The sequence below is a fragment of the Streptomyces lavendulae subsp. lavendulae genome, assembly GCF_002803845.1.
Classification (GTDB): Bacteria; Actinomycetota; Actinomycetes; order Streptomycetales; family Streptomycetaceae; genus Streptomyces; species Streptomyces lavendulae.
Window position 1 is genome coordinate 7,805,646 of record NZ_CP024985.1, and the last position, 24,139, is coordinate 7,829,784.

The 24,139-nt window shown below is 74.5% G+C and carries 28 protein-coding genes and 1 pseudogene; 13 read left to right on the forward strand and 16 right to left on the reverse strand.

All coding sequences use genetic code 11. The annotated features are described in order from the left end of the window. Positions 1–18: 18 nt before the first annotated feature. Both SLAV_RS34930 and SLAV_RS34935 read left to right on the forward strand, forming a co-directional pair. Positions 19–1,185, forward strand: coding sequence for a sensor histidine kinase (locus SLAV_RS34930; protein WP_051840951.1), 1,167 nt, complete (start codon positions 19–21; stop codon positions 1,183–1,185). Then, entirely contained in the window at positions 1,182–1,808 is a 627-nt protein-coding gene (locus SLAV_RS34935; RefSeq protein ID WP_037687350.1) for a response regulator transcription factor, read from the forward strand. Before SLAV_RS34930 ends, SLAV_RS34935 begins: the two co-directional genes overlap by 4 nt. A gap of 33 nt (positions 1,809–1,841) precedes the next feature. Here SLAV_RS34935 and SLAV_RS34940 read toward each other — a convergent pair whose 3' ends face one another. Further along, positions 1,842–2,294 (reverse strand): MarR family winged helix-turn-helix transcriptional regulator, encoded by a 453-nt coding sequence (locus SLAV_RS34940; protein WP_030230046.1) that lies wholly within the window; start codon positions 2,292–2,294, stop codon positions 1,842–1,844. Positions 2,295–2,418: 124 nt separating this feature from the next. Here SLAV_RS34940 and SLAV_RS34945 point away from each other — a divergent pair, with 124 nt between their 5' ends. Next, positions 2,419–3,273, forward strand: a complete 855-nt coding sequence (locus SLAV_RS34945) for an SDR family oxidoreductase (protein WP_030230047.1) — start codon at positions 2,419–2,421, stop codon at positions 3,271–3,273. A gap of 63 nt (positions 3,274–3,336) precedes the next feature. Here the strand turns inward: SLAV_RS34945 and SLAV_RS34950 are convergent, their stop codons facing one another. Together SLAV_RS34950 and SLAV_RS34955 are read right to left on the reverse strand one after the other, a co-directional pair. Continuing rightward, positions 3,337–4,134 (reverse strand): 3-hydroxybutyrate dehydrogenase, encoded by a 798-nt coding sequence (locus tag SLAV_RS34950; RefSeq protein ID WP_030230048.1) that lies wholly within the window; start codon positions 4,132–4,134, stop codon positions 3,337–3,339. 109 nt (positions 4,135–4,243) lie between these two features. Beyond that, positions 4,244–5,194: an AraC family transcriptional regulator gene (locus SLAV_RS34955; RefSeq protein ID WP_030230049.1), complete on the reverse strand. Its 951-nt coding sequence runs from the start codon at positions 5,192–5,194 to the stop codon at positions 4,244–4,246. Between the two features lie 103 nt (positions 5,195–5,297). On the opposite strand from SLAV_RS34955, the gene SLAV_RS34960 reads away from it, so the two are divergent. Continuing rightward, complete coding sequence (locus SLAV_RS34960; protein ID WP_030230050.1) at positions 5,298–6,215, forward strand: MBL fold metallo-hydrolase; 918 nt, start codon at positions 5,298–5,300, stop codon at positions 6,213–6,215. A 51-nt stretch (positions 6,216–6,266) separates the two neighbouring features. Continuing rightward, positions 6,267–6,791 (forward strand): GNAT family N-acetyltransferase, encoded by a 525-nt coding sequence (locus tag SLAV_RS34965; protein ID WP_030230051.1) that lies wholly within the window; start codon positions 6,267–6,269, stop codon positions 6,789–6,791. A gap of 16 nt (positions 6,792–6,807) precedes the next feature. Here the strand turns inward: SLAV_RS34965 and SLAV_RS34970 are convergent, their stop codons facing one another. The 4 genes and pseudogenes from SLAV_RS34970 to SLAV_RS34985 all read right to left on the reverse strand — a co-directional run bounded on the left by SLAV_RS34970 (position 6,808) and on the right by SLAV_RS34985 (position 10,054). Then, positions 6,808–7,647: an arylamine N-acetyltransferase family protein gene (locus SLAV_RS34970; RefSeq protein WP_030230052.1), complete on the reverse strand. Its 840-nt coding sequence runs from the start codon at positions 7,645–7,647 to the stop codon at positions 6,808–6,810. Positions 7,648–7,730: 83 nt separating this feature from the next. Then, on the reverse strand, positions 7,731–8,417 hold the full coding sequence (locus SLAV_RS34975; RefSeq protein ID WP_030230053.1) for a hypothetical protein: 687 nt from the start codon (positions 8,415–8,417) through the stop codon (positions 7,731–7,733). A 61-nt stretch (positions 8,418–8,478) separates the two neighbouring features. Next, positions 8,479–8,662 (reverse strand): annotated as a pseudogene (locus SLAV_RS43420) (VOC family protein). 126 nt (positions 8,663–8,788) lie between these two features. Then, entirely contained in the window at positions 8,789–10,054 is a 1,266-nt protein-coding gene (locus SLAV_RS34985) for a serine hydrolase domain-containing protein (RefSeq protein WP_037687355.1), read from the reverse strand. Between the two features lie 615 nt (positions 10,055–10,669). Between SLAV_RS34985 and SLAV_RS34990 the strand changes: the two genes are divergently transcribed. The 3 genes from SLAV_RS34990 to SLAV_RS35000 all read left to right on the forward strand — a co-directional run bounded on the left by SLAV_RS34990 (position 10,670) and on the right by SLAV_RS35000 (position 13,518). Next, a complete protein-coding gene (locus SLAV_RS34990) occupies positions 10,670–11,485 on the forward strand; it encodes a PP2C family protein-serine/threonine phosphatase (RefSeq protein ID WP_030230055.1) in 816 nt (271 codons plus the stop codon). 87 nt (positions 11,486–11,572) lie between these two features. Beyond that, entirely contained in the window at positions 11,573–12,526 is a 954-nt protein-coding gene (locus SLAV_RS34995; RefSeq protein ID WP_030230056.1) for an MASE1 domain-containing protein, read from the forward strand. A 26-nt stretch (positions 12,527–12,552) separates the two neighbouring features. Continuing rightward, positions 12,553–13,518 carry an aldo/keto reductase gene (locus tag SLAV_RS35000; RefSeq protein ID WP_234333607.1) on the forward strand — a complete coding sequence of 322 codons (966 nt, stop codon included), beginning with the start codon at positions 12,553–12,555 and terminating at the stop codon, positions 13,516–13,518. Positions 13,519–13,553: 35 nt separating this feature from the next. Here the strand turns inward: SLAV_RS35000 and SLAV_RS35005 are convergent, their stop codons facing one another. Further along, positions 13,554–13,811, reverse strand: coding sequence for a hypothetical protein (locus SLAV_RS35005; protein WP_030230058.1), 258 nt, complete (start codon positions 13,809–13,811; stop codon positions 13,554–13,556). Beyond that, complete coding sequence (locus SLAV_RS35010; RefSeq protein ID WP_030230059.1) at positions 13,798–14,088, reverse strand: DUF6400 family protein; 291 nt, start codon at positions 14,086–14,088, stop codon at positions 13,798–13,800. The genes SLAV_RS35005 and SLAV_RS35010 overlap by 14 nt, the downstream gene beginning before the upstream one ends. 184 nt (positions 14,089–14,272) lie before the next feature. Between SLAV_RS35010 and SLAV_RS35015 the strand changes: the two genes are divergently transcribed. Further along, entirely contained in the window at positions 14,273–15,481 is a 1,209-nt protein-coding gene (locus SLAV_RS35015; RefSeq protein WP_030230060.1) for a cytochrome P450 family protein, read from the forward strand. Positions 15,482–15,530: 49 nt separating this feature from the next. On the opposite strand, the gene SLAV_RS35020 is transcribed toward SLAV_RS35015, so the two are convergent. Further along, positions 15,531–16,016, reverse strand: coding sequence for a hypothetical protein (locus SLAV_RS35020; protein ID WP_037687356.1), 486 nt, complete (start codon positions 16,014–16,016; stop codon positions 15,531–15,533). A 68-nt stretch (positions 16,017–16,084) separates the two neighbouring features. Next, entirely contained in the window at positions 16,085–16,639 is a 555-nt protein-coding gene (locus SLAV_RS35025) for a YceI family protein (protein ID WP_030230062.1), read from the reverse strand. A 292-nt stretch (positions 16,640–16,931) separates the two neighbouring features. On the opposite strand from SLAV_RS35025, the gene SLAV_RS35030 reads away from it, so the two are divergent. Beyond that, complete coding sequence (locus SLAV_RS35030) at positions 16,932–17,780, forward strand: aldo/keto reductase (protein WP_030230063.1); 849 nt, start codon at positions 16,932–16,934, stop codon at positions 17,778–17,780. A 21-nt stretch (positions 17,781–17,801) separates the two neighbouring features. Here the strand turns inward: SLAV_RS35030 and SLAV_RS35035 are convergent, their stop codons facing one another. Further along, positions 17,802–18,995, reverse strand: a complete 1,194-nt coding sequence (locus tag SLAV_RS35035) for an MFS transporter (protein ID WP_030230064.1) — start codon at positions 18,993–18,995, stop codon at positions 17,802–17,804. Between the two features lie 103 nt (positions 18,996–19,098). Here SLAV_RS35035 and SLAV_RS35040 point away from each other — a divergent pair, with 103 nt between their 5' ends. Beyond that, positions 19,099–19,695, forward strand: coding sequence for a hypothetical protein (locus SLAV_RS35040; protein ID WP_158740670.1), 597 nt, complete (start codon positions 19,099–19,101; stop codon positions 19,693–19,695). Between the two features lie 130 nt (positions 19,696–19,825). Further along, complete coding sequence (locus tag SLAV_RS35045; protein WP_030230066.1) at positions 19,826–20,176, forward strand: hypothetical protein; 351 nt, start codon at positions 19,826–19,828, stop codon at positions 20,174–20,176. A gap of 55 nt (positions 20,177–20,231) precedes the next feature. Here the strand turns inward: SLAV_RS35045 and SLAV_RS41865 are convergent, their stop codons facing one another. Then, entirely contained in the window at positions 20,232–21,197 is a 966-nt protein-coding gene (locus SLAV_RS41865) for a hypothetical protein (RefSeq protein ID WP_037687357.1), read from the reverse strand. A gap of 252 nt (positions 21,198–21,449) precedes the next feature. Here SLAV_RS41865 and SLAV_RS35060 point away from each other — a divergent pair, with 252 nt between their 5' ends. Further along, the gene (locus tag SLAV_RS35060) at positions 21,450–21,731 is read left to right on the forward strand and encodes a hypothetical protein (protein WP_030230068.1); all 282 of its coding nucleotides are present in this window, start codon (positions 21,450–21,452) and stop codon (positions 21,729–21,731) included. Here SLAV_RS35060 and SLAV_RS35065 read toward each other — a convergent pair. The 3 genes from SLAV_RS35065 to SLAV_RS35075 are packed head-to-tail and all read right to left on the reverse strand — an operon-like array spanning position 21,700 to position 24,112. Continuing rightward, the gene (locus tag SLAV_RS35065) at positions 21,700–22,563 is read right to left on the reverse strand and encodes a class I SAM-dependent methyltransferase (protein ID WP_030230069.1); all 864 of its coding nucleotides are present in this window, start codon (positions 22,561–22,563) and stop codon (positions 21,700–21,702) included. The genes SLAV_RS35060 and SLAV_RS35065 overlap by 32 nt on opposite strands. A gap of 7 nt (positions 22,564–22,570) precedes the next feature. Then, a complete protein-coding gene (locus tag SLAV_RS43425) occupies positions 22,571–22,900 on the reverse strand; it encodes an MBL fold metallo-hydrolase (protein WP_030230070.1) in 330 nt (109 codons plus the stop codon). After that, positions 22,901–24,112: an FAD-dependent monooxygenase gene (locus SLAV_RS35075; protein WP_030230072.1), complete on the reverse strand. Its 1,212-nt coding sequence runs from the start codon at positions 24,110–24,112 to the stop codon at positions 22,901–22,903. Positions 24,113–24,139: the final 27 nt, after the last annotated feature.

A 24,139-nucleotide genomic window follows, 5' to 3' on the forward strand; every position in this document is an offset into this window, starting at 1 on the left:
TTCACTGCGGAGGCTGTGGTGAGTGGGGGCTCGGGGCTGCAGCGCGCCCAGCAGTTCATGATCTTGGCCACCGGGCTCTACCGGGCCAGCCACCTGACCGTGGGCGTGGTGTCCGTCGCCCGGCACACCCCCGGCGCGCCCGCCGCCTGGGGGATCTTGGCCACGGCCGTCGCGGTGAGCCTCACGCTCTACGGCACGGCCCGCGCGGGCGGTTGGTTCGGCCGCCGCTGGGTGTGGTGCGACGTCCTGGTGACGGGGTGCGCCCTGCCCTGGGCCGCCTGGTGGGCCCTCGGCGGTCCGGCGGTGTACCAGAACGGCTGGCTGATGCTGCTGGGCGGGTCCGCGAGCTCGGCCGCCGCCGTGGGCCTCGGGATCCGGGGCGCCGCCGCGTCGGCCGTGCTGCTGCTCGCCACCTCCCTCGCGGTCCACGTGGTGGTGGCCGGCTCGCGCTCGGCCGAACTGGTGGGCCACCTCAACGCGGTGCTCTCCTCCACGGTGATGGCGTGGGTGTTCTGGTGGTACCTGCGGCGCCAGGGCGCCCTGCTGGACGCCGCCCAGAGCCAGGCGGTGACCGCCGAGGCCGCCCGGGCCCGCCAGGCCGAGCGGATGGCCCACCACGCGGCCCTGCACGACACGGTCCTGGCCACCCTGACCACCATCGCCGCCGGCCGCGTCGACGCCAACGCGGCGCCGGTGCGCGAGCGGTGCGCGCGGGAGGCGGCGTACCTGCGGCGGCTCGTCCAGCAGGAGGACGGCGCGCCGCAGCGCCCCGGCGTCCCGGCCCCCGGGGCGGCGGCCACGGCCGTCGGCGCCGCGCTGGAGGCGGCCGTACGCTCCGCGGAGTGCCTGGGGCTGAGGGTCGCCGCCCAGTACCACGCGCTGCCCGTCGTGCCCCGCGAGGTGGCCGGCGCCCTGGAGGCGGCCGTCTGCGAGGCGCTGAACAACGTACGGACCCACGCCGGGACGGGGGAGGCCTTCCTCACCGCCGCGGGCGGCGGGGACGGGGCCCTCACGGTCACGGTGGTGGACCGGGGCGCCGGGTTCGACCCGGCCGCGGCCGACGGGAGCGGCGGGACGGGGCTGCGCCGCTCGGTGCACGCCCGGATGGCGGCGATCGGCGGGGCCGCCGGGGTGGAGAGCGCTCCCGGCGAGGGCACCCGGGTCGAGCTGCGCTGGCCGGCATGATCACGGTCGCGGTCGTGGACGACGACCGGATGCTGCTGGACGGACTGCGGTCCTGGCTGGCCGGAGTGGCCCGGCTGCGGCTGCTGGCCGCGGTGACGACCGTGGACGCGCTGCTCGACGGGCCGGGTCACGGCGCCGACGTGGTCCTCCTCGACCTGGTGCTGCGGGACGCCTCCGCACCCGAGGACAACGTCCGCAGGCTGCGCGCGGCGGGCAGCCGGGTCCTGGTGATCAGCACGGTGGCCGACCGGGCCCGGATCGTGGCGGCCGTGGCGGCGGGCGCGGACGGCTACCTGACCAAGGACCACGACCTGGACAGTCTGGTCGCGGCCGTCGAGACGGTGGCCGAGGGCGGCACGGCGCACTCGCCGGAGCTGGCCTTCGCCTGGGCCCACGACGCCTGCCCGGACCGGCCGCGGCTGGCGCCCCGGGAGCGGCAGGTGCTCCTGGACTACGCCTCCGGGCTGACGCTGAAGGCGACCGCCCGGCGGGCCCGGATCAGCCCGAACACCGCGAAGTACTACCTGGACCAGGTCAAGGAGAAGTACCGGCGCGCGGGCCGGCCGGCGTACACCAAGACGGACCTGGCACGCCGGGTGCGCGAGGACGGCCTCGACGGGTGAGGGCCTGCGGCGCCCGGCGCACCGGGCCGCCGCTCACTTGGCCTTGAGCTTGGCCCAGACGGTCTCCAGGGCCCGGATGTCCTCGTCGTCGAGCCGCTCGTCGAAGACCTCGCGCAGCGCCTCGCGGCGGGTGGCGTCGGCCTCCGTGAAGGCCGTGCGCCCGGCGGGGGTGAGGGCGACGCAGACGGAACGGGCGTCGGTGGGGGAGGGGAGGCGCTCCACCAGGCCCCGCGCCTGGAGCTGGTCGACCACCCGGGAGACCTGGCTGCGGCTGAGGAGCGTCTTGGCGCCCAGGTCGGAGGCGGCGACCGGTTCGCGCTGCCCGCTCAGCCAGAGCATCACCTCGAACCAGGAGAGCGGCAGCTCGTGGGCCCGGGTCAGGGCCTGGTCGATGCGGGCCGAGAGCGTGGTGCCCGCCCAGATCAGACCGTAGAAGGCATGATCGCGAAGGGTCAGTTCACCCAGGGTGAGGTCGTTGCGAGCCATGACACCGAGCCTACCTGTTTGCGTGTGCGCGCACATATGTCTATGGTGTGTGTGCACGCACATAAACCTGTGCGCACCGGCCCGTCACTCGGCGCCGTCCCCGTCCCACCCCCCGGAGTACCCGATGACCACGCCGCACACCCCCCGTACCGTCCTCGTCACCGGCACCTCCTCCGGCATCGGCCTGGCCGCCGCGGTGGCCGCCGCCGAGGCCGGATGGCAGGTCGTCGCCACCATGCGCGACACCGCCAAGGCCGGACCGCTGCGCGCCGCGGCCGCCAAGGCGGGGGTCGAGGGCCTCGTCGACGTGATGCGCCTGGACGTGGTCGACGCCGCGTCCATCGACGCCTGCCTGGAGGAGGTGCTCGCGCGCCACGGCCGTCTCGACGCGGTCGTCAACAACGCGGGCGCCGGCCAGGTCGGCACCATCGAGCAGGGCACGGTCGAGGACGTCCGCGCCGCGATGGAGGTCAACTTCTTCGGCGTCGTCCAGGTCACCCGCGCCGCCATGCCGCACCTGCGCGCATCCCGGGGCCGCGTGATCACGGTCAGCAGCGTCGGCGGCATCGTCGGCCAGCCCTTCAACGAGGCCTACTGCGCCGCCAAGTTCGCCGTCGAGGGCTTCATGGAGTCCCTCGCCCCGGTCGCCGCCACCGTCGGCGTCGACGTCACCGTCGTCGAGCCGGGCGCGGTGGCCAGCGAGTTCGTGGCCAGCATCGGCGTGGACGTACCGGCGATGGTGGCGGCGGCCGGCCCGTACGGCGACGCCCTCCAGGCCTACGTCGCGCGCACCATGCAGTCCTTCGAGGCGGCGCAGACCCCGGCCGAGGCCGCCCGCCCGATCGTGGACGCCCTGACCGCCGACCGGCCCCCGTTCCGGGTGCAGACCTCGGACTGGGCCCGTGCGTTCGTGGCCCCGAAGCTCGCCGACCAGGACGGGTCCGCCGTCCAGGCGCTGACCGGCGGCTGGGTCCGCTGACGCCGTCGCGGAGGCCGGCGCCGGACCCGGCGCCGGCCTCCGTGGTCGCGACCGGGCCCCGTCTCAGGCGGCCGTCCAGCCGCCGTCCATGGGGAAGGACGCGCCGGTGACGTGCGCGGTGTGCGGGCCGCAGAGCCACACGGCGACCGACGCCACCTCCTCCGGTTCGATCAGCCGCTTGATCGCGGACCCGCGCAGCAGCACCTCCCCGACGACCCGCTCCGGCGGGATGCCGTGCGCCTCGGCCTGCGCGGCGATCTGCCGCTCCACCAGCGGCGTGCGCACGTACCCCGGGTTCACGCAGTTGCTGGTCACGCCGTGTGCGGCCCCTTCCAGGGCGGTGACCTTGCTGAGGCCCTCCAGGGCGTGCTTGGCGGTCACGTAACCGGACTTGAAGGGGCTGGCCCGCAGCCCGTGGACGCTGGAGATGTTGACCACCCGCCCCCAGCCGCGCCCGTACATGTGCGGCAGGCTCCGGCGCAGCAGCAGGAACGGGGCGGTGACCATCACCCGCTGGAGCGTCTCGAACCGCTCCGGAGGGAACTCCTCGATGGGCGACACGTGCTGGAGCCCCGCGTTGTTGACGAGGACGTCGACCTCGGCCGGCAGCCCCTCGACGGCGGCGGGGTCGGCCAGATCGGCCGCGTGGGCCCGCCCCCCGACCTGCTCCGCCACGGCCGCGGCGGCCCGCGCGTCGACGTCCACGACGTGGACCAGGGCCCCGGCGGCGGCCAGCGCCACCGCACAGGCCCGCCCGATGCCCCCGCCCCCGCCGGTGACCATCGCCACGCGCCCCGTGAGGTCGACTCCCGTGCCCCCGCCCGCCGTTCCACCGAGTGCGGTGGTGAATCCGCTTGTCATGCACCGCACGCTAGAGCCCCTGGCGCCCCTTTCCGATGTGCCCCGCCCCCATACTCCCGCCCCCCGCTGTGGCGCCCACTGCCACCACCCGCGGGGCGGCGGCCCGTACTCAGGGCGTGCCCGCCAGGGTGCGGTAGCGGCCGGGGGTGGTCCCGAACTCGCGGTTGAAGGCGTGCGAGAGGGCGTACGGGGTGGCGTAGCCGACCCGGCGCGCGACGGTGGCCAGGGGGTCGTCGGAGTCCCTGAGCAGGGTCGCGGCGAGGTTCAGCCGCCACCAGGTGAGGTAGGCCATCGGCGGCCGGCCGACCAGGGAGGTGAACCGCCTGGCCAGGGTGGGGCGCGACACCCCCGCCTCGGCGGCCAGCCGCTCGGTGGTCCACGCGGCGGCCGGGTCCGAGTGCAGCGCCCGCAGCGCGGCGGAGGCGACCGGGTCGCCCAGGACCGCCGGCCAGGTCCCCGGTGTGCCCTCGGCGACCACCCAGGAACGGATCATGTAGACGAGGAGCAGATCGAGCAGGCTGGGCACCGCGATGCACGCGCCGGGCCGCCGCTCGTCCATCTCCCGCCCCAGAAGGTCGATGGCGGACCGCAGTTCGGGGTGGGCGCCGACCCGGTTCGGCAGGTGGACGACCTGGGGGAGTTCGGCCATCAGCGGATGCGTCCGGCTCCGGTCGAGCCGGTGCTTGCCGCACAGCATCTCCACCGGCCCCGGCCCCGGCCCCGGCCCCTTCCCGGCTCCGGATCCCAGGTCCATCTCCCGCTCGCGCCTGCGCGCCACGGCCTCCTCGAACGGCACCGCCCGCGCCACGGCCTCCGCGTCGGCCGGCCCGTCGGCGATCACGTGCCCCGCGCCGTGCGGCAGCAGCACCGCGTCACCCGCGGCGAGGGCGACCGGAGCGCCGCCGTCGGGCAGCAGCCAGCAGCCGCCCTGGAGCACCACGTGGAACCCGGCCCCCTCGTACGGTGCGAAGCGCGCGCACCACCTGCCGCTGATCCGCACCCGGTCGGAGGTGGGCCGCCCGATGCGCACGGCCGAGATAGCGTCGCTCACCACGTCCATCCGTCCAGACTACCCACCGCCGTCAAGACGTGAGACGCATGCGTATCCGCATGAGCCGAGGGGGCATTGAGCCACTCAACTCGCCCTCCATAGAGTCGGGTCCATGGAGAACGAGAACAAGCAGAGCATGGTGTTCGGCGACGTCGAGGTCATCCGGGTCGTCGAGTGGCAGGGGCCCTTCGTGTCCCCGAGCGCCCTCGTGCCCACGTCCGAGGAGCGGACGTGGAAGGAGAACGAGGACTGGCTGGCGCCCGACCACTGGCACCCGGAAGAGGACCTCGCCGTGGTGGTCCTGCAGAGCTGGGTCCTGCGCAGCGGCGGCCGCACGGTGCTGATCGACACCGGGGTGGGCAACGGCCGCGAGCGGCCCGGCTCGCCGCGCTTCCACCACTGGCAGGGCGACTTCCTCGGCGCCCTCGACCGTGCCGGGGTCCGCCCCGAGGAGGTCGACGTCGTCGTCAACACCCACATCCACGGTGACCACGTCGGCTGGAACACCCGGGACGGGGCGGGGGAGTGGGTGCCCACCTTCCCCAACGCCCGGTACCTGCTGCCGGCCGCCGACGACTTCCACTTCGGCCCGCGGGGCGGCTACGGCAAGGGCGTCCGCGAGGACGACCGGCTGATCTACGAGGACAGCGTCGCGCCCGTCCACCGGTCCGGCCAGGCCGTCCTCTGGGAGGGCTCCCACCGCCTCGACGAGCACCTCACCCTCGAAGCCGCCCCCGGCCACACCCCCGGCTCCTCGGTACTGCGCCTGGACTCCGGCGGCGAGCGGGCCGTCTTCGTCGGCGACCTCCTGCACAGCCCGGTCCAGATCCTCGACCCCTCCCACAACAGCTGCTTCTGCATGGACCCGGCGCAGGCGGCCGCCACCCGCCGCCGGATCCTCGCCCGCGCCGCCGACGAACGCGAGCTGGTGGTACCCGCGCACTTCGGCGGGCCGGGGGCCGTGGAGGTCCGCGCGGAGGGCGAGGGGTTCGCCCTCACCCGGTGGGCCGCCTACGGTCCGGGACACTGATCCCGCGGACGGATTGAACGGTCGGATCATCCGACTGTTACCGTCCAGGGCATGCCCGAGCTGATCGCCCCCACCACCCGCCTGCGGACCTCCTGGCTCCGCGCCCAGGAGGAGTGGGGCCCGGACGCCCACATGGACGGCGCCGGCCCCGGCTACGAGGATGACGTGGACAGCCCCGAGGGCTTCGCCGCCTGGACGCGGCGGCTGCACGGCTACGCGGACCGCACGACCCCCGTCGAGCAGGGCCGCGTCCACGCGACGCACTGGTGGATCGCCGACGGCGACACCTACCTCGGCGCCATCGACCTGCGCCACTACCTCAACGGCTTCCTCCTCGACGCCGCGGGCCACATCGGCTACAGCGTCCGCCCCTCCGCCCGGGGGCGCGGGGTCGCGGGCTGGGCACTGGGCGAGGTCCTGCACGAGGCGCGCGTCCTCGGGATGGACCGGGTCCTGCTGACCTGCGACCCAGGGAACGAAGCCTCCGTACGCACCATCGAGCGCGGCGGCGGCGTCCTGGAGGACGTGCGCGAGACCCTCGTCGGTCCGAAGCGGCGGTACTGGATCACCCTCTGACCGCGCCCGCCGCCCTTCACCGCCGCCGTGCCGCCTCCCACTCCCGGTGCGCGGTGTGCACGCGGTGCCACAGCTGTGCCCGCGCCGGGGCGTCGACGCCGGTCAGGTCCAGCCGGAACACGCCGGCCAGTACGCCGTACCAGTCCTCGGCCGAGTCGATGGTCCGCTCCTGCGTGCCCCCGGCGTCGATCCGGCGCAGCACGCAGCCGCGCAGCACGTCCACGCCCTTGGCGTCGCGGCGGTGCGTGGTGAGGACCCGGACGAACCCGGAGTCGGGAGAGGTGGACAGCCGGACGTGCTCCGCGGCGAAGGAGGACAGCTCCACGGGCTCGGGCGCGAAATCCATCCCGGTGAACGCGCCGCGCGGGTCGTGGGTGAACCGCCAGCCGCCGGGCACCGCCGTCGACGGGGCCATCCCGTAGGTGAACGGCCCCTGCGTGTACGTGCCTTCGCGCAGCGGCAGCGGCTCGTACAGGCCGTCGCCGAGCCCGGTGTCGACCAGCCAGTGCCCGCCGTCGATCCGCACGGTGAGCGCGAGGTGGTTCCCGGTCGCGCCCGCGGGGTCCCCGGGGCCGTTCTGCACCCCGGCCCGGTGCAGGGTGACGTCGTAGCCGAGGGCGTCCAGCAGCGCGCCGAAGGCCCCGTTGAGGTGGAAGCAGTAGCCGCCGCGCCCGCCCACGATCCGGGCCACGGATTCCTGCGCGCCGATGCCCGTCGGCCGCCCGAGCTGGATGTCGAGGTTCTCGTAGGAGACCCGCTCGACCTGGGCCCGGTGCAGTGCCCACAGGGCCTCGGCGGTCGGGGCCGCGGGCCTGCCCACTCCCAGCACGGCCAGGTACCCGTCGACGTCGATCATGCTTCCCCCCAGCTGCTCGAACAGGTGATCAGCGTAGTCGCCGGTCCCGTCGGCGGGGTGGCGCCGGGAATCCCTCCTGCCGCTCACCGGGCCGACACGGGGGCACCTTCCGAAAGCCTCGACAGCCGTAGCGCGCGGTGCATCGCCGGCAGGTCGCGGCCACCGCAGCCGCAGTCGGCGGTGAGGGCCTCCAGCATCGGCGCCGTGAGCCGGTACCTCACCGCGGCGTCCAGCAGGTCGGCGGCGACGGGCCGGTCCGCCGACGGCAGGGCGCGGTCGCAGACACAGTCCTCGCCGGCCCCGTCGAGCAGGCCCAGTACCTCCTCGCGCACCGCGAAGCGGCTCATGCCGCAGTCCAGGCCGTCGTCGCTCAGGCTCTGCGGGTAGGGGGCGCGGGCCCAGGCGCCGTTCTCGTACCAGTAGACGCAGCCCAGCTCCCAGCCCCGGAGCAGGCCGCGCAGGGTCTCGTACGGCAGCCAGTCCGGCCCGCCCGCGAGCATGTCGACGGCCGGCTCGTGCCACTTGACGGCGCTCGACTCGTCCTCGCCGTACAGCGCGTACCGTCCGCCGCCGAGGGGGGCCAGGGTCCAGCGGGTGCAACCGCCGTCGTCGAGGTGGAGGCCGGCCGCGTCGACCCAGTGGCCGGTGCGGTGGACGCCGAGGCCCTCGGCTTCGGTGTTCGCCTCCAGCACGGCGACCAGGGCCCAGTGCGCCCACAGCAACTCGGCGGGAGGAAGGTCCCCGGGCAGGCCCGGCCGGTGGATGGTCATCGCATGGTCCCCTGGTGGTGACGGCTGTTCACCGCCGGAGCATACGGCCTCCTCCGCCCGGTCAGGCGGGCTGCCACAGCTCGATCCGGTTGCCCTCGGGGTCGGCGGACCCGGCCGAACCGCCCGACACCCCACAGGCCGTTCTCGTCGGCGTCCAGCCCCAGGCAGTCGCGGTACCAGGCGCCGAGAGCCACCGGGTCGGCGGCGCGCATGAAGTGGCCGCCGATTCCAGGCACACGTTCCATGCCGTCATCCTGCCAGTCCCGCGGCCGGGTGCACCGGCACCACACCACCGGGTGCGGGTACACCCGTGCCGCCCGGGCCGGAAGGGGGACGGCACGGGCGGCACGGTGGTACGGGGCGCTCGCGGATCAGCGGGCGTGGCGCTCCGGCAGGTCCACCTCGGCCGGGGCCGGGGCCGGGGTGGTGGCCGGGGAGGTGGCCGCGAAGCCGCGCGCGTTCGCCTTCACCGGCTTCTTGCCGCAGAAGGCCGCTTCGAGGGTGCCGCCGAGGGCGGTGTTCGCGGAACCCCGGTTCGAGGTGTTCGCCATCGCGGCCAGGCTGCGCTTGCCGTCACGGGTGGAGAAGGCGTACGTGTAGAAGCCCTGCACGGTGCCCGTGTGGCCGTAGACCGAGGTGCCGCACGACAGGTCGTACCGGCGCAGGCCCAGCCCGTAGAAACGCGTGTTGGTCGCGTCGGTCGGGGTCATGGTGAGCATCTGGTCCAGCAGCTGCGGCGGGAGCAGCCTGCCCGTCACCAGGGCCGAGGTGAAGGTGTTGAGGTCGGCCGCGCTGGAGATCATCGCCCCGGCGGACTGGGCCCAGGACACCGTCTGCTCGGTGGAGTCGACCAGCGGCGCGCCGGCCTCGTCCGGGTGCAGGTAGCCGTTGGCGTGCAGGCCCTTGATCTTCGTGTCCGGGTGCACGTAGGAGGTGTTGCGGAGCTTCAGGGGCTTGATGATGCGGCGGTCGTACTCCTTGACGACCGGGTTCCCGGTGGCCTTCTCGATGAGCATGCCGACGACGACGAAATTGGTGTTCGAGTAGCTGTACGCGGCGCCCGGCTCCCCCGTGCGGGGCTCGTTCAGCGAGAGCTGCACCAGCTCCTGGTAGCCGAACACCTTGTTGCGCACGGCCTCGAAGCCGGGCACGGTGTTGTTGAACATGGCGTTGGTGTAGTCGGACAGCCCGCTGCGGTGGGTCATCAGGTGACGGACCGTGATCCGGTCGTCCGGCAGCAGCCCCGGCAGGTAGTGGTTGACCGGCTGGTCCAGCTCGATCTTCTTCTCCGCCACCAGCTGCAGCAGGACGACGGACGAGAAGGTCTTGGTGACGCTGCCGATCCGGAAGCGGGCGTCGGTGTCCATGGCCGCGCCGCTGACCTTGTCGCGGACGCCCGCGGTTTTGGTCTGGACCCCGTCGACACCACTGATCCGGGCCATCGCCCCCGGCGCCCCCGCGGCCAGGGTGTTCTGCAACGCGGCCTGCAGGGCCTCCAGATCGGGCGCCGGCAGGCCGGACCCGGCGTTCTGCGCCGCCTCGGCGGAAACGGCCGGAGCGGCCTGGGCGGCGGTGGCCGGCGCCACACCGGCCACGACGGCCAGGAGGGCGGCGCTGACGGCCAGACGTCGGTTCATGGGGAGGTGCACGTTGATCCTCGATCGGTCGGGTACTGGTCGGGGTACCCCACGGCCGTCGACTGGGCTGCTGGACAGCGCAGTTGACGGCCGGGTTGGTCAAGATCCTACGGAACGTCACCGGGGGTCCGGCACCGTCCCGCGCGGCACGGCGTCCTCGACGCCTCAGCCGGGGCCCGTCACGCCACGTCAAAGGGGCCTTCGGTGCGGCGATTTGGCGCGGGCTGCCCGAAAGGGCAGCGCCGGGGGCAAACTTCCCCGGACATGACGGCGGCGCGACGGGCCGGCGGGGCCGGAGCCCGAGGAGCCGCCGCGCCACCCGCGGGGGACGGGCGTACGGGATGCCGCGGCACCCCGGCCCGGTACCCGCGGCTCGGCGGGGGCCCCGGGGCGCCGGCGCCGGGCACGACGCTCCGCTCCGGCCCGCCCCGTCGCACGCGCCCGCTCCGCGCCGCCCGGAAACCCGCTCCGACCAGGGAGGACGTCGTACGCACCCGCTCCCCACCGGCCCGCCGCCTGCGCGGACCGCGGCGAGCGGAAATATGATGGGCAGGATCCCGCGCAGCGGAAGCGAAGGCGGAAGCAGAGGCACATGGACGTACTCCGGAGCGGTCCGTGACCCGGCGCCGCCCCCCTCGGCCGGACAGCGCCGACCTGCTGAGCATGCTGGGGCAGCTCACCGCCCAGGCGCGGGAGGGGGCCGAGCTGCACCAGGCCCGCGTGGAGCTGGCCGAGGCCCTCCAGCGCGAGCTGCTGCCCGCCACCCTGCCCGCCCTGCCCGGACTGCGCGCGGCGGCCCGGTACACGCCCGCCCGGCGCGGCCTGGAGATCGGCGGCGACTGGTACGACGGGTTCCTCGTGGGGGAGGACGCCGTCGCCTTCTCCATAGGCGACGTCCAGGGCCACGACGTCGCGGCCACCGCCTTCATGGGCCAGGTCAGGGTCGCCCTGCGCGCCCTGGCCTCCGTCATCGCCGACCCCGGAGAGGTCCTGGACCGGGTCAACGAGGTCCTGCTCGCGATGGACAGCGAACTCTTCGCGACCTGCACCCTGCTGCGCGTCGACCCGGCCACCGGCGAGATCGCGGGCGCCCGCGCGGGCCACGTACCGGCCGTCTGGGCCACCGCCGAGGGCCGGTACGGCATCGCCGAGGACGCCGGGGGCCCGCCGCTGGGCACGCTGCCCGGAGCGCGCTACGCGGTCACCCGGCGCACCCTGACGGGCGCGGGGTCCATCGTCCTGCTCACGGACGGGGTGGTGGAAGGGCCCGCGTTCCCGATCGAGGAGGGGCTGGCGCGCGTGCTGCGGCTGGTCAGGGACGCCGCGGGCGGCGACCCCGACGAGCTCGCCGCGCAGGTGCTGAAGGTGGCCGACTCCACCGGGCACGCCGACGACGCCGCCGTGCTGGCCATCGGCTACGACCTCGGCTGACCGGGCGCGGCGCCCGCCGCCGCGCGCCCGACTGCCCGGGCCCGCGTGTCACGCCGGGCCCGCGGGCCCGGACTGTTGTCTGATGCTGTGATGCGCACCGTGGAATGGCGGGGTCCGGCCCTGGCGCTGTCGCGGATCCTCGCCGTCGCCGCGGTCTACTACGCGTCCGCCCGGCTCGGCCTGCTCTGCCAGGTGGTCGTCGAGGGTTCGGTCGTCACGCCGCTGTGGCCGCCCACCGGCATCGCCCTCGCCGCCCTCCTGTGGTTCGGCCCGCGGATCTGGCCGGGGATCGCGGTGGGCACGTACCTGACGATCGAGAACCTCAGCTCCTTCAGTGCGGCCGACGTCGGGATCGTCGCGGGCAACGTCCTCGCCCCGCTGTGCGCCTACGCGCTGCTGCGCCTGGTGGGCTTCCGCCCCGAGCTGGACCGGCTGCGGGACGGGACCGCCCTGGTCTTCCTGGGCGGTCTCCTCCCCATGCTGATCAGTGCCGGTACCGGCTGCGGGACGCTGCTGCTCACCGGGAACCTGCCGGCGTCGAACTTCTGGGCCGTCTGGTCCGCCTGGTGGACCGGGGACACGATGGGGGTGCTGCTGGTGACCCCCCTGCTGCTGGCCCTGCGCCGGCCCCGGCTGCCGCGGGACCCGTACCGGATGCTGGAGGCCGTGGCCCTGGCGGTCGCCACCGCAGCGGGCACGATCCTGGTCACGAGGAGCACCCTGTCCCTGCTCTTCCTCGTCTTCCCGCTGCTGATCTGGGCGGCCGTACGCTTCCAGCTCGCCGGGAGCGCGCCGTGCGCCCTGCTCGTGTCGGTCCTCGCGATCTCGGCGGCCACGAACCGCGTCGGCCCGTTCGCCGGGCACACCCTGCTGGAGATCATGGTCAACCTCCAGGCCCTCAACGGGGCGGCGGCCCTGACCGGGCTCCTGCTGGCCGCCCTGGTCACCGAGCAGAACAACGTCCGGATGAAGATCGAGGAGGTGTGCGAGGACCTGGCGGAGGTGGTGGCCCACCTCACGCCCCGCAAACCCGCGGACTAGGGGCCGACGGCCCCTACCCTGGGCCCGTGACGATCACGAACGTGGCGGGTGCGGGGCAGGGCGGCCGGGTGCTGTACGGGTGCATGGGACTGGGCGGGAGCTGGGATCCCCTGCCGTACGCCCCCGGGGACGTCGACGTCGCCGAGGCCGCCGTCCACGCGGCCCTGGACATCGGGATCACCGTCTTCGACCACGCCGACATCTACCGCCACGGCAAGGCGGAGGCGGTCTTCGGCGAGGTCCTCGCCCGGAACCCGGGCCTGCGCGAGCGGATCGTCCTGCAGACCAAGTGCGGCATCCGGCTCCCGGACGGGGACCGCCCCGGCCTCTACGACCTGCGCGGCGCGAGCATCGTCCGCCGGGTGGAGGAGAGCCTGACCCGGTTGCGGACCGACTCCGTCGACGTCCTGCTGCTGCACCGCCCCGACCCGCTGGCGGACCCGGACGACATCGCCTCCGCCCTGACGTCCCTCCACCGGCAGGGTCTCGTCCACGCCTTCGGGGTCTCCAACACGGGTGCCCCGCAGATCGCCGCCCTCCAGGCCCGCCTCGACGTCCCGCTGGTCGCCAACCAGCTGGAGATGAGCCTGCACAGCCGCGCCTGGGTCGAGGCCGGGGTGCTGCTCAACACCCCCGAGGGGGCCGCGCACGGTTTCCCGTTCGGCACGCTGGAGCACTGCCGGGAGCACGGCATCCGGCTCCAGGCCTGGGGCGCCCTGGCGCGGGGGCGTTTCACCGGCGGCCAGCGGACCCCCGCCGAACACGCCACGGCCGAGCTCCTCGCCGACCTCGCCCGCCGCAAGGACACCACCCCGGAGTCGGTCCTGCTGTGGTGGCTGACGCGGCACCCCGCCGGCATCGCCCCGGTCATCGGTACCGCCCGCCCCGACCGCATCCGCGCGTGCCGCGACGCCGCCCTGCGCGCACCCGACCTCACGCACGAGGAGTGGTACGCCCTCTGGACCGCCGCACGGGGCGTTCCGCTGCCCTGAGCTGCCCTGAGGCGGCAAGGCCGCCCCGCGGCGCGTCAGTGGCCGGTCAGGCCGCTGCCGATGCGCCGCCACGGGGAGCGGGTGGCCCCGAAGCCGCTCTCGTGCTCCCAGACGTGGGTGCACGCAGGGCACTGGAGGTGGAGCAGGCTCCCGGTGTTGGAGAGCAGGTAGCGCCAGTGCTCCGAGCAGCTCCGGCGCTCGCCGCACGGGTCGCATCCGCGGGCGTCGTCGCAGTTGGGGCAGGCCACCCAGGCGCGTCGCCCGATGTCGGCCTGCGGGTCAAGCGGCAGCACGGCCGCCCCCGCGCGCGGGCAGCACTCCGGCCGCTACGAGCTCGTCGTACACGCGCTGCTGCTCCGCGTCGAGTCCGGAGTACAGCAGGTCGTACGCCGCCTCCTCGCCGCGCAGCACCTCGATGGGGTCCCAGTCGGGGCCGAGGGCGGCCATCACCTGGGCGCGCCGGGCCACCTCCTGGGAGGAGAGGTCGACGTCGAAGGGCACCAGGGCGGGGCCACCGGGCTCGGTGGGGCCGTGGGGGCCGGTGGGGGGCGTCGGGTCGTGGGGGGTCATACCTCGAAGTTAGGTAACCCTTCTTTTCCCGGTCAAGGGAGGGTGGGCGGAGTCACAGCGGGCCGCGGGACCGAGGCGGATGCGGCAAGGGGCTTCCGGGTGCGCCCGTATCGGCGTAACTACTGTGGGGGATACATGTATCCGCGGAGCGACTCCGCGACGCATTCGATTCAGGGGGAATGGAATGGCGACCCGGCCCGACATGATCGATCTGCTGGAACTCGATCCGGACTTCGTCCGTGACCCGTATCCGGTCTACGCACGGCTGCGGGCAAAGGGGCCCGTGCACCACGTCCTCACCCCGGACCGCCAGGACGTCTGGCTGGTCGTCGGGCACGAGGCCTGCCGCACGGCCTTCACCGATCCCCGGCTGAGCCGCGACTGGCGCCGCTCCGGCGACATCGGCCGGATCATCAACACAGGGCAGGACGACCCCGCGCTCGCCCACATGCTCATGACCGAACCGCCGGACCACACCCGGCTGCGCCGCCTGGTGGCGAGCGGGTTCACCCCCCGGCGCATCGAGGCCCTGGCCCCGCGGATCCAGGAGATCACCGACGGACTGCTGGACGCCATGGAGGCGCTCCCGGAGCGCCGGGCCGACCTGGTGGACGCCTTCGCCTTCCCGCTGCCCATGACCGTGATCTGCGAGCTGCTCGGCGTACCGGAACTGGACCGCGCGGCGTTCCGCGGCTGGTCCAACGAGATGGTCGCCCGCACCAGCCCGGAGGCCGAGGCCGCCGCCTACGCGGAGATGCCCGGGTACCTCGTCGAGCTCATCGGGGCCAAGCGCGCCGCGCCCGGCGACGACCTCCTCAGCGGGATGATCCACGCCGTCGACGAGGGCGGCGACCGCCTCTCGCCCGAGGAGCTCATCGGCATGTGCGTCCTGCTCCTCATCGCGGGGCACGAGACCACCGTCAACATGATCGGCGGCGGGATGCGCGCGCTGTTCGCCCACCCCGACCAGCTCGCCGACCTGCGCGCCGACCCCGGCCTGGTGGAAGGGGCGATCGAGGAGATGCTCCGCTACGACGGGCCGGTGGAGACCTCCACCGACCGGCTCGCCCTGGAGGACGTCGAGATGGGCGGGGTGGTGATCCCGGCCGGCTCCGCCGTCCTGATCGTCATGGCCGACGCGGACCGGGACCCGGCGCGCTTCGCCGACCCGGACCGTTTCGACATCCGCCGTGACGCCCGTGGCCACATCGCCTTCGGCCACGGCCTGCACCACTGCCTCGGGGCGCCGCTCGCCCGGCTGGAGGGCCGCATCGCGCTCCGCTCCCTGCTGGCCCGCTTCCCCGGTCTCACCTCCGACGCCGACGAGGCCGGGCTGGCCTGGGTGCCGGGCATGCTGATCAGGGGCGTACGGGAGCTGCCCGTCCGCTGGTGAACCGACGTCGGCAGCTGCCGCACCGGCGTCCCCTCCCCGTGGTCCTCCTTCAGGAGCCGGGCGTCCTGCCGGGCTCCTGAGGGTACGGGAGCACGGCGGCCGACGGGTCGTCGGCGGGCCCCACGGGCCGGCGCAGATGCGCGAAGGCGCGGGCGAGCTCCACCGGGTGATCGAGCGTCAGCCGGGCCGGGGCGCCGCCCGCCCCGGGGGCCGCGGAAGGCGGCGGGGTCCCGCCGTCCACCCGGTACCCCGTGCGGATCAGTTCGCCGTCCGGGCCGCTGTGCTCCACGACGGCGAAGCCGTCCGCGTCGGGGCCCCACTGTCCGTCGACCCGCCACGTGTAGCGCAGTTCCAGCAGGCCGGGACCGGGGCAGTGCCAGTGGAACCGGCCGACGCTCAGCTCGGAGCTGAAGCTCTCGAAGCGGCTCCAGCCCCGGCCGTCCGGCAGGAAGACGAGCGCACTGGCTTCCATGGCGCCCTGTTCCAGGGGCGCGCTGTCCCACAGGCCGGTCAGACGTTCGTCGAGAGGTGTCACCGCCCGATCATGGCCGATCCGGGCCCGGCGGCAAAGCCCCCTCCTCCCGCGGCGGGGAGCGGGCCGGGTCAGGCCTGCCGGATCGCGGACACGTCGAACTCCAGGACGACCTTGTCGCCCACCAGGACACCGCCGCCCTCCAGGGCCGCGTTCCAGGTGATGCCGTACTCCTTGCGGCTGATCGGCACCGAACCCTCGAACCCCACCCGCAGGTTCCCGAACGGGTCGGTCGCAGCGCCCTGGTACTCGAACTCGATGCCGATCGGCCGGGTGACGTCCTTGATGGTGAGGTCGCCCGTCACGCGGAAGCGGTTGTCGTCCAGCGGCTCCACGCCCGTGGACACGAAGGTGATGTCCGGGAAGTTCGGGGCGTCCAGGAAGTCGTTGGTGCGCAGGTGGCCGTCGCGCTGTTCGTTGCGGGTGTCGATGCTGGCGGCCTTGATGGTGACCGTCGCCGACGACTTCGAGGGATCCGTGCCGTCCAGGTGGGCGGTGCCCTCGAACTCGTTGAAGGCCCCGCGGACCTTGGTGACCATGGCGTGCCGGGCCACGAACCCGATCTGGGTGTGGGCGGGGTCGAGGGAGTAGTTCCCTGTGAGCGAGGTGAGGGGGGTGGTGGTCATGGACCTGCTCCGCGGGGCTGGGGGACGGGGACGGGAGGCGCTGGACCACGCTAGCCAGACCCGCCGCGCCGGGCGCGCCCGGCCACGCCCACCGCGCCCGCGCGTCACCCGATCGGCTACCGCTCCCTGCCGGACCGTCAGTGGTGGCCCGTACGGCACCGGTCGCGGGAGGCGGCCACATGGAGCACCCGCCGGGAGGTGGCGCCGCCCGCGGGGTACCGCTGCGGAAAGGGGCCGGCGTCCGTCCGGGCACCGGCCCCGTCCCGAGCACGTCCCCCCGTAAGGACCCCGCATGCAGAGCGTCACCCTGAACAACGGCGTCGAGATGCCGATCCTCGGCTTCGGCGTGTACCAGATCCCGCCGGAGGAGACCGAGCGGGCCGTCGCCGAAGCCCTCGCCGCCGGGTACCGCTCCTTCGACACCGCGGCCGCCTACGGCAACGAGGAGGCCGTCGGCCGGGCGCTCGGGAGCAGCGGCGTCCCGCGCCACGAGCTGTTCGTCACCACCAAACTCTGGATCTCCGACGCCGGTGAGGACAGGGCCCGGCGCGCCTTCCACACCTCGCTGCGCAGACTCGGCCTGGACCACCTCGACCTCTACCTGATCCACCAGCCGTACGGGGACGTCTACGGCTCCTGGCGCGCCATGCAGGACCTCCAGCGCGAGGGGCTGGTCCGGGCCATCGGGGTCTCGAACTTCCACCCCGACCGGCTGCTGGACCTGATGGACCACAACGAGATCACCCCGGCGGTCAACCAGATCGAGACCCACCCCTTCCACCAGCGCACCGAAGACCAGCGGCTGATGGCCGGGCGCGGGGTCCAGATCGAGTCGTGGGGCCCCTTCGCCGAGGGCCGGGGCAACCTCTTCACCCACCCGGTGCTCACCCGGATCGCCACCGCGCACGACAGGTCGGTGGCGCAGGTCGTGCTGCGCTGGCTCGTCCAGCGACAGGTCGTGGTGATCCCCAAGTCGGTGCGCCCGGAGCGGATGGCGCAGAACCTCGACGTCTTCGGCTTCGCGCTCACCGACGAGGAGATGGCGGCCGTCGCGGCCCTGGACACCGGGCAGTCGGTGTTCTTCGACCACCGCGACCCGGCCGTGGTCAGCCGGCTCGGCAACGTCACGATCGGCACCTGAGGAACGGCCGGGCGGCCGTCCTCACGGCGCCGGGGCCGGTACGGGGCGGCGCAGCAGGTAGAGCGCCGCCGCGGAGACCAGGACGGCCATGCAGGCGATGAACACCAGCCCGGCGCCCTCCAGCCCGAGCGGGCCCGTCAGTACCCCCACGCCGATCACCGGCACCGAGATGCCCGTGTACGCCACCACGAACAGGGTGGAGATCACCGCCGCCCGGTGGTGCGGCGGCGAGGCCCCGGCCACCGCGGACAGGGCCCCCCGGAAGGCGAGCCCCTGTCCCACGCCGCCCACCAGCGCGCTCAGCACCACCAGCACGAGCAAGTCCCACAGCAGCGCTCCCGCGAGCAGTGCCAGCCCCGCGAGGAGCCCCGCGCAGCCCAGGGGCAGCGACCGCCGCACCCCCACCCGGCCGACCGCCAGTTGTCCGGCGGTCGAGGCGAAGAAGGCCAGCGCGACGACCAGTCCGCTCACCGCCGGGTCGTGGATGCCGAGGGACTCGGCGAGGAACGCCGGGCTGACCGAGGTGAACACCCCGAAGAGCGCGAACCCCACGAACGAGGCGATCGCCGCCGGTCCGAACACCGGCCGCACCTGCGCGGGCAGCCGCAGCCGCTGCGGCCGTACGGTGCTCAGCGGGCGCCGCTCCCGTACGGTCTCCGCGAGCCCCGCCAGCACCGCGGCCGAGCAGGCCACCAGCGCGAGGTGCACCCAGAACGGCAGGTACAGCGGCCAGGGGGCGTACTGCGCGAGCAGTCCGGCGAGCAGCGGACCGCAGCCGAGCCCGCCCATGTTGGCGGCCGTCGCCACGAATGTGGCCCGGGAGGTACCGCCGGGTGGGGCCAGCTCCATCACGAACACCGTCGCCGCGCCGGTGAACAGCCCGGCCGAGAAGCCCGACAGGACCCGTCCCGCGTACAGCCAGCCCAGCCCCGAGGCGCACAGGAAGCAGACGGCGCTGCCGGCCGCGCACGCCAGGCCCGTCCACAGCACCGGCCGCCGCCCCACGGCGTCCGAGGCGTTGCCGGCGAGCACCAGCACCCCGATGACGGCGAAGGCGTAGACCGCGTACACGACGGTGACGGTCAGCTCGGAGAAGCCGAACTTCTGCTGGTAGAGGCCGTAGAGGGGGGTCGGGAGCGTGGTGCCCGCCATGCACACGGCGAACACCGCCCCGGCGAGCAGGCACTGGCGCCACTCCCGGCGATCACCGTCCATGCCGCCGAAGGTAACCCCGCGCCGGTCCCCGTGCCCGGCACGCGCCGCCGATGGCGGCAACCGGCGGCGGGGTGGCGGGCGTCCCCCTGCGGGGGTGGTGTTCATGACAGAGATGGTCCGGCCGTGGTGGCGGACGGCCACGGTGGCCCTGCCGGGCCTCGCCGCCGGGGCCGTGTACGGATGGGCGAGCTGGTGCTTCGCGGGCTCCTCGGCGCCCTCCGGGGCGGTCGCCCTGGTCGGCGGAGCCGTGCTCGTCCTCGGCGTCTGCGCGGCGTACTCCGTGCTCGTCGGTGGCACCGGCGGCCTCTTCGGGGCGCTGCTGCTGGCCCTGGGGCTGCTGCTGGCCGTGGCGGCGGCCGACCAGGCGGCGGCCCGCACGGCCGCCGCCACCTGCGCGGTGCGCGAGGTGCGCACCAGGATCCAGAGCTCCGCGGGGGAGGGAGCACCGCCCAACCGGACGGTGTACCGGTTCGAACTGGACTGCCCGGGAGGCTACCCGGCCGAACTCAAGGAGGACCGGCCCGTCGCCGAGCGGGGACAGCGGATCCGCGTCGCCTTCGACCCGGCGCACCGCGTGTCCCCGGAGCTCCAGGGGCGTACCCGGCCCTGGAAGGCCGGCCTGTGGGGCGCGGCCCTCCTCGCGCTCAGTACGGTGATCGCCTGGGCGAAGCGGCGGCCGTACGGGGAGGACCGGGCCTGACCGGCCGTGCCGGGTGCCCCGCCGGTCGCGGACCGGGTTCATCCGGCCGGCCGCGCAACGGATGCCGCCGGAGCGCCGTCGGTGCAGGCTGCGGGCAGGAGAGCCACCACCGCACAGACGAGGATCCGCCATGTCCCACCACCGGCGCACCGGCGTCATCACCGGGGTCGCAGCCCTGCTGCTCACCGCCACCGCCTGCTCGGGCCTGGGCCGGAGCACGGTCGGCATGCTCACCTTCCGCGGTCACGACTCCCCGGTCGCGCTGTCGTACTCCAACACCAACGTCAACGGCTGCCACCGCATCAACCTGCCGCGGGGCGCCACCCACGTCGAGAACAACACCCTCGTCGACGTCGTCCTGTACCGGACGGAGAACTGCCAGAAGACCGACAAGGCGGACGGCATCTACGTCGCCACCACCCTCTCGAACGTGACGGCCCCGGTCTCCCTGCCCTGGCGCAGCTTCAGCGTCATCCACTGACGGGCCGCGCGGGGTACCGCCGGCCCCGCCGCGGGGGCGGGGCCGGCGGGCGGGGTCACCAGTAGATGACCACGTACCCGTTGCCGCCGTCCTTGCCGGTCCCGCCGGGCCGGGCGGCCTCGCCGCCGGTGCCGCGCTCGCCGCCGTTGCCGCCGATCACGGTGTTCGGCGGCAGGCCGACGATGCCGTCGGGGGCGACCCCGCCCGTGCCGTTGGAGCTGCCGTTGCCGCCGTTCAGGTTGACGCCGCCCGTCGAGCACCAGCCGGTGCCGCCGGGACCGCCCGCGCCGTTGGCGCCGTCGACGAGACCGCCGCCGCCCCCGCCGCCGCCCCCGCCGCCCCCGGTCGCGTTGAGCAGGAGCGTGTTGTCCGAGGACCGGGTCAGCGAGGAGGCGGTGCCCGCGGTGCCGGAGCTGCCGGTCGAGCCGGGGCCGGCCACGGTTGCGGCCGGACCGCCCGCACCGCCGTCGCCGCCGTCGCCGACGTCCACCCCGTAGGGGGTCTGCGGGGTGACCTGGACGGTGCACCAGGTGAAGCCGCCCGCTCCGCCGCCACCGCCGTTGCCGCCGCTGTAGGCACGGGCCGGGGCGAGGCCGCCACCGCCCCCGCCGCCGCCCCCGCCACCGGCGCCCCACGCCTGGACGAACACCGAGGTGACGCCGGCCGGCGGGGTGAAGGTGTTGTCGGACGTGAACTGCTGCAGCCCGTGGATGACCTGAGGAGGCTTCTTCTTGTCCTTGTCCTTGTCCTTCTCCTTGCCCCAGTCGTCCCTTTCGTCCCTGTCGTCCCTGTCGTCGTCCCTGTTCCCGCCGTGGTCCTTGTCCTTGTCCGGCGGGTTCAGCTTCTGCTGGGCGGCGGGCGCCGGCTTGGGGCCCGAGGGCCCCGGCCCGTGGGCGGACGCGGCCGGAGCCATCGCCACCACCTGGCCGGTCAGGGACGCCGCGGCGGCCAGGGAGGCGAGGAGGACCCGGGAGCGGACGCGGTGCCGCCCGGCCGTGACGGGATGCTGCTTGAGGTTCATGAGTTCCTTCCCCGCCGGCCGCCGTAGGGGCCGCGGGAGTGTGAGGGGACGGGTGCGTGGGCGACTGGGCACGCCCGTGGGCCGGGCCTCCCCGCCACGCGATGCCCATCCCAGCCCTCCCCGCCGCGGAGCCGCCGTTGGCGCGGCCGGGGCTGTGGACCAGGCAGGTGAGCGGTTCGTCAGACCGGAGCAACGCTGGGCCGGCCGGGGTAGCCGGTGTCACGGAGCCGACCGCCCGTCGTTGCCCTTGACATGACCGACTTGATGGTGAAGATCCCCGCCGACTGGCTCGCCCGCGTCTTCCTCTCGCTGCGCCGCAGCGCCCTCGACGACGCCCAGGCCGTCGCCGCCGAACTGCGACCCTTCACGGAGCAGCCCGGACAGCGGGTGCCCGTGCCCCGGGCCACGGTGATGCGCACGGAACGGGCCCTGCGGGGCGAACTCGCCCGCGTCGAGGAACCCGCACGGCGCGCCCGCCTGCACGAGGAGACCGCACAGCTGATCAGCGCCCGCCTGGGCACCCGGGACCGCTGACCCCGGGCCGCCGGCCCCAGGCGGTGATCAGCCCGGGCGACAGGGCGGCGCAGTCGGGGGAGTCCAGGTAGCGGACGGCCGCGTCCACGGCCGCGTCGTCCACGAGCCCGGTCGCGGTCATCGCGGTCCGGGCCCGCTCCCAGGTGTCGGCCCAGAAGCGGCTGATGGGGCTGCCCGGGAGCAGCGGCGGGACGTGGATCTCGGCGGCCACCCCCGTCAGCCCGGCGGCGCGCAGCAGCTCGGGGTAGCGGGGCGTCCAGTCCACGTCGGTGCCGATGGTCGCCCGCAGCCCCTGCCACATGGCGCGCACGGCCCGGCTGTACGGGCTCGCGGGCGCCGCCGCGCTCGTCAGGTCCACCGCGTCGCCGAGCACCAGGACCCCGCCGGGGAGCAGCAGTTCGGCGAAGCGGGGGATCAGCCGCTCCCGCTCGGGCAGGTGCATCAGCACGAAGCGGGCGTGCACCAGGTGGAAGCGGCCGGGGGAGAAGGAGGGGTCGGTGAGGTCCGCCTCCAGGGTGGCCAGGCCCGGCTGCGGACGGGAGGCCAGGAAACGGCAGTCGCGGTCGACGGCCAGCACGCTGCTCACCCCGGCCCTCGTCAGCAGCCCCCGGGCGACGCTGCCGGTGCCCGCGCCCAGTTCCAGACAGGTCCAGCCGGGTCCCGCGCCCAGGGCCGTCAGCCGGGCGAGCGTGACCTCGTCGTAGGCCAGCGCGCCGAGGTCGATGCGCTCGTCCTCACCGGCCCGCTCGGGCCGGAACACGGCCGTGCCGTAGCGGCCCGGCACCTCGCCGCCGGGCCGGGCCCCGCCGCCCGCCGCCGCGTGTGCGTCCATGGATCGCTCACCGCCTCCCGCCGACGCCGGCCCGGCCCGCGCCCCCCGCACGGCACCGGGTCCGTGGCTCCAGTATCGGCGCGCGCCACCGGGGCGGCGCGGCGGCCACGGCAGCGCCCGCCGCCCACAGCGGCGCCGTGCCGGCGGCCGGGAAGGCCGGGCCGTGGCCCGGGACGATCACGTCCGCGGTGTCCGGCACCCGCAGCCGGGAGCGGCGCAGGACCTCGTGGTCGGGGGCCATCGGGTCCTCGACCGGGCCGTTCGGCCGCCACCACAGGTCGCCCACGAACGCCACGACCTCCGTGGGCGTGCCCGCCGGCAGCGTGATGCCCCGCACCTACCGCCGCTCGTTCACGCGCACGCCGTAGTCGGGCAGGTCGATGTTCTCCGCCGCCTTGCGGGCGATCCTGGCGGCCATGTCCTTTCCCGGCAGGTACGGCATGAGCCGGTAGTAGCGGTTGAGGAACGCCGCCAGGAAGCGGCTGCCCGGGACCATCAGCTTCGCCACCCCGTCACCCATCTTCTGGCAGCCCTCCGCGTACGCGCGCATCCGCTGCTCGTAACGGGCGAAGGCCACGCGGTGGTCGCCCGCGGCGGCAGCCAGTTCCCCCGCGAGGACGTACGCGCCGACGAGCGCCAGGCCCGAGCCCATCCCCGACAGCGAGGAGGGGCAGTACGCGGCGTCGCCGACCAGGCAGACCCGGTCCTGCGACCAGGTGTCCATGTGCACCTGGCCGACGGAGTCGAAGTAGAAGTCCGGGGCCCGCCGCATGTCCCGCAGCAGCCGCTCGCACTCCCAGCCGTTGCCGGAGAACTGCTCGGCCAGCACGTCCTGTTGGCGGGCCGCGTCCCGGCGGTCGAGGTCGAGCTCGGGTGAGGCGAAGTAGAAGACGGCCTTGGCCTCGGTGTTGTCGCGGGCGCTGTACATCGCCGCCAGCCGGCCCACGGTGCGGTAGGCGTGGCCCGTGCGGTCGAGGCCGAGGTGGTTCTCGGTGGTGAAGATCGCGCAGTGGACCCCGAGGTGGCGGACGAACCGCTCGTGCGGGCCGAAGGCGAGCCGCCGGGTCGTCGAGCGCATGCCGTCGGCCCCGATCACCAGGTCGAACCTGCGGGGCGCACCGTGCTCGAAGGTGACGTCCACGCCGTCCGCGTGCTGGGTCAGGGAGGTGATCGAGTCCCCGAAGACGTACTCGGTGTGGTCCTCCGTGGCGTCGTGGAGGACCCGGGCGAGGTCACCGCGGAGCACCTCCAGGTCCCCCGCGAACAGGTCGGCGGGCAGGGTGGCCCGGGTCCGGCCCTCGGTGTCGACGTAGCTCATCGAGCCCGTGTGGGTGCGGACGGCGTCGAGTTCCCCCAGGAGGCCCATCCGTTCGAGGACGGACAGGTGGGCCCGGCCGCGGAAGTCGACGGCGTAGCCGCCCTCGCGCAGGGCCGGGGCCCGCTCGACGACGGTCGGACGGAAGCCGTGCCGGTGGAGCCAGTAGGCGAGGGCGGGGCCCGCGACGGAAGCGCCGGAGATGAGGACCGTGGTGTTCTTCGTGTTCGTCATGTGGAGCAGCCTGTACGGGCCGGCTCA

Excerpts from the sequence above, each read along its gene's own strand:
- SLAV_RS34985 (WP_037687355.1), bottom strand. The coding sequence starts at position 10,054 with ATGAACCGACGTCTGGCCGTCAGCGCCGCCCTCCTGGCCGTCGTGGCC.
- SLAV_RS34935 (WP_037687350.1), top strand. The coding sequence starts at position 1,182 with ATGATCACGGTCGCGGTCGTGGACGACGACCGGATGCTGCTGGACGGA.
- SLAV_RS34945 (WP_030230047.1), top strand. The coding sequence starts at position 2,419 with ATGACCACGCCGCACACCCCCCGTACCGTCCTCGTCACCGGCACCTCC.
- SLAV_RS34970 (WP_030230052.1), bottom strand. The coding sequence starts at position 7,647 with ATGATCGACGTCGACGGGTACCTGGCCGTGCTGGGAGTGGGCAGGCCC.
- SLAV_RS35025 (WP_030230062.1), bottom strand. The coding sequence starts at position 16,639 with ATGACCACCACCCCCCTCACCTCGCTCACAGGGAACTACTCCCTCGAC.
- SLAV_RS41865 (WP_037687357.1), bottom strand. The coding sequence starts at position 21,197 with ATGAACCTCAAGCAGCATCCCGTCACGGCCGGGCGGCACCGCGTCCGC.
- SLAV_RS35015 (WP_030230060.1), top strand. The coding sequence starts at position 14,273 with ATGGCGACCCGGCCCGACATGATCGATCTGCTGGAACTCGATCCGGAC.
- SLAV_RS35010 (WP_030230059.1), bottom strand. The coding sequence starts at position 14,088 with ATGACCCCCCACGACCCGACGCCCCCCACCGGCCCCCACGGCCCCACC.
- SLAV_RS35035 (WP_030230064.1), bottom strand. The coding sequence starts at position 18,995 with ATGGACGGTGATCGCCGGGAGTGGCGCCAGTGCCTGCTCGCCGGGGCG.
- SLAV_RS35040 (WP_158740670.1), top strand. The coding sequence starts at position 19,099 with ATGACAGAGATGGTCCGGCCGTGGTGGCGGACGGCCACGGTGGCCCTG.
- SLAV_RS34975 (WP_030230053.1), bottom strand. The coding sequence starts at position 8,417 with ATGACCATCCACCGGCCGGGCCTGCCCGGGGACCTTCCTCCCGCCGAG.
- SLAV_RS34940 (WP_030230046.1), bottom strand. The coding sequence starts at position 2,294 with ATGGCTCGCAACGACCTCACCCTGGGTGAACTGACCCTTCGCGATCAT.
- SLAV_RS35045 (WP_030230066.1), top strand. The coding sequence starts at position 19,826 with ATGTCCCACCACCGGCGCACCGGCGTCATCACCGGGGTCGCAGCCCTG.
- SLAV_RS35060 (WP_030230068.1), top strand. The coding sequence starts at position 21,450 with ATGACCGACTTGATGGTGAAGATCCCCGCCGACTGGCTCGCCCGCGTC.
- SLAV_RS34960 (WP_030230050.1), top strand. The coding sequence starts at position 5,298 with ATGGAGAACGAGAACAAGCAGAGCATGGTGTTCGGCGACGTCGAGGTC.
- SLAV_RS34955 (WP_030230049.1), bottom strand. The coding sequence starts at position 5,194 with ATGGACGTGGTGAGCGACGCTATCTCGGCCGTGCGCATCGGGCGGCCC.
- SLAV_RS35030 (WP_030230063.1), top strand. The coding sequence starts at position 16,932 with ATGCAGAGCGTCACCCTGAACAACGGCGTCGAGATGCCGATCCTCGGC.
- SLAV_RS34950 (WP_030230048.1), bottom strand. The coding sequence starts at position 4,134 with ATGACAAGCGGATTCACCACCGCACTCGGTGGAACGGCGGGCGGGGGC.
- SLAV_RS35075 (WP_030230072.1), bottom strand. The coding sequence starts at position 24,112 with ATGACGAACACGAAGAACACCACGGTCCTCATCTCCGGCGCTTCCGTC.
- SLAV_RS34965 (WP_030230051.1), top strand. The coding sequence starts at position 6,267 with ATGCCCGAGCTGATCGCCCCCACCACCCGCCTGCGGACCTCCTGGCTC.
- SLAV_RS35065 (WP_030230069.1), bottom strand. The coding sequence starts at position 22,563 with ATGGACGCACACGCGGCGGCGGGCGGCGGGGCCCGGCCCGGCGGCGAG.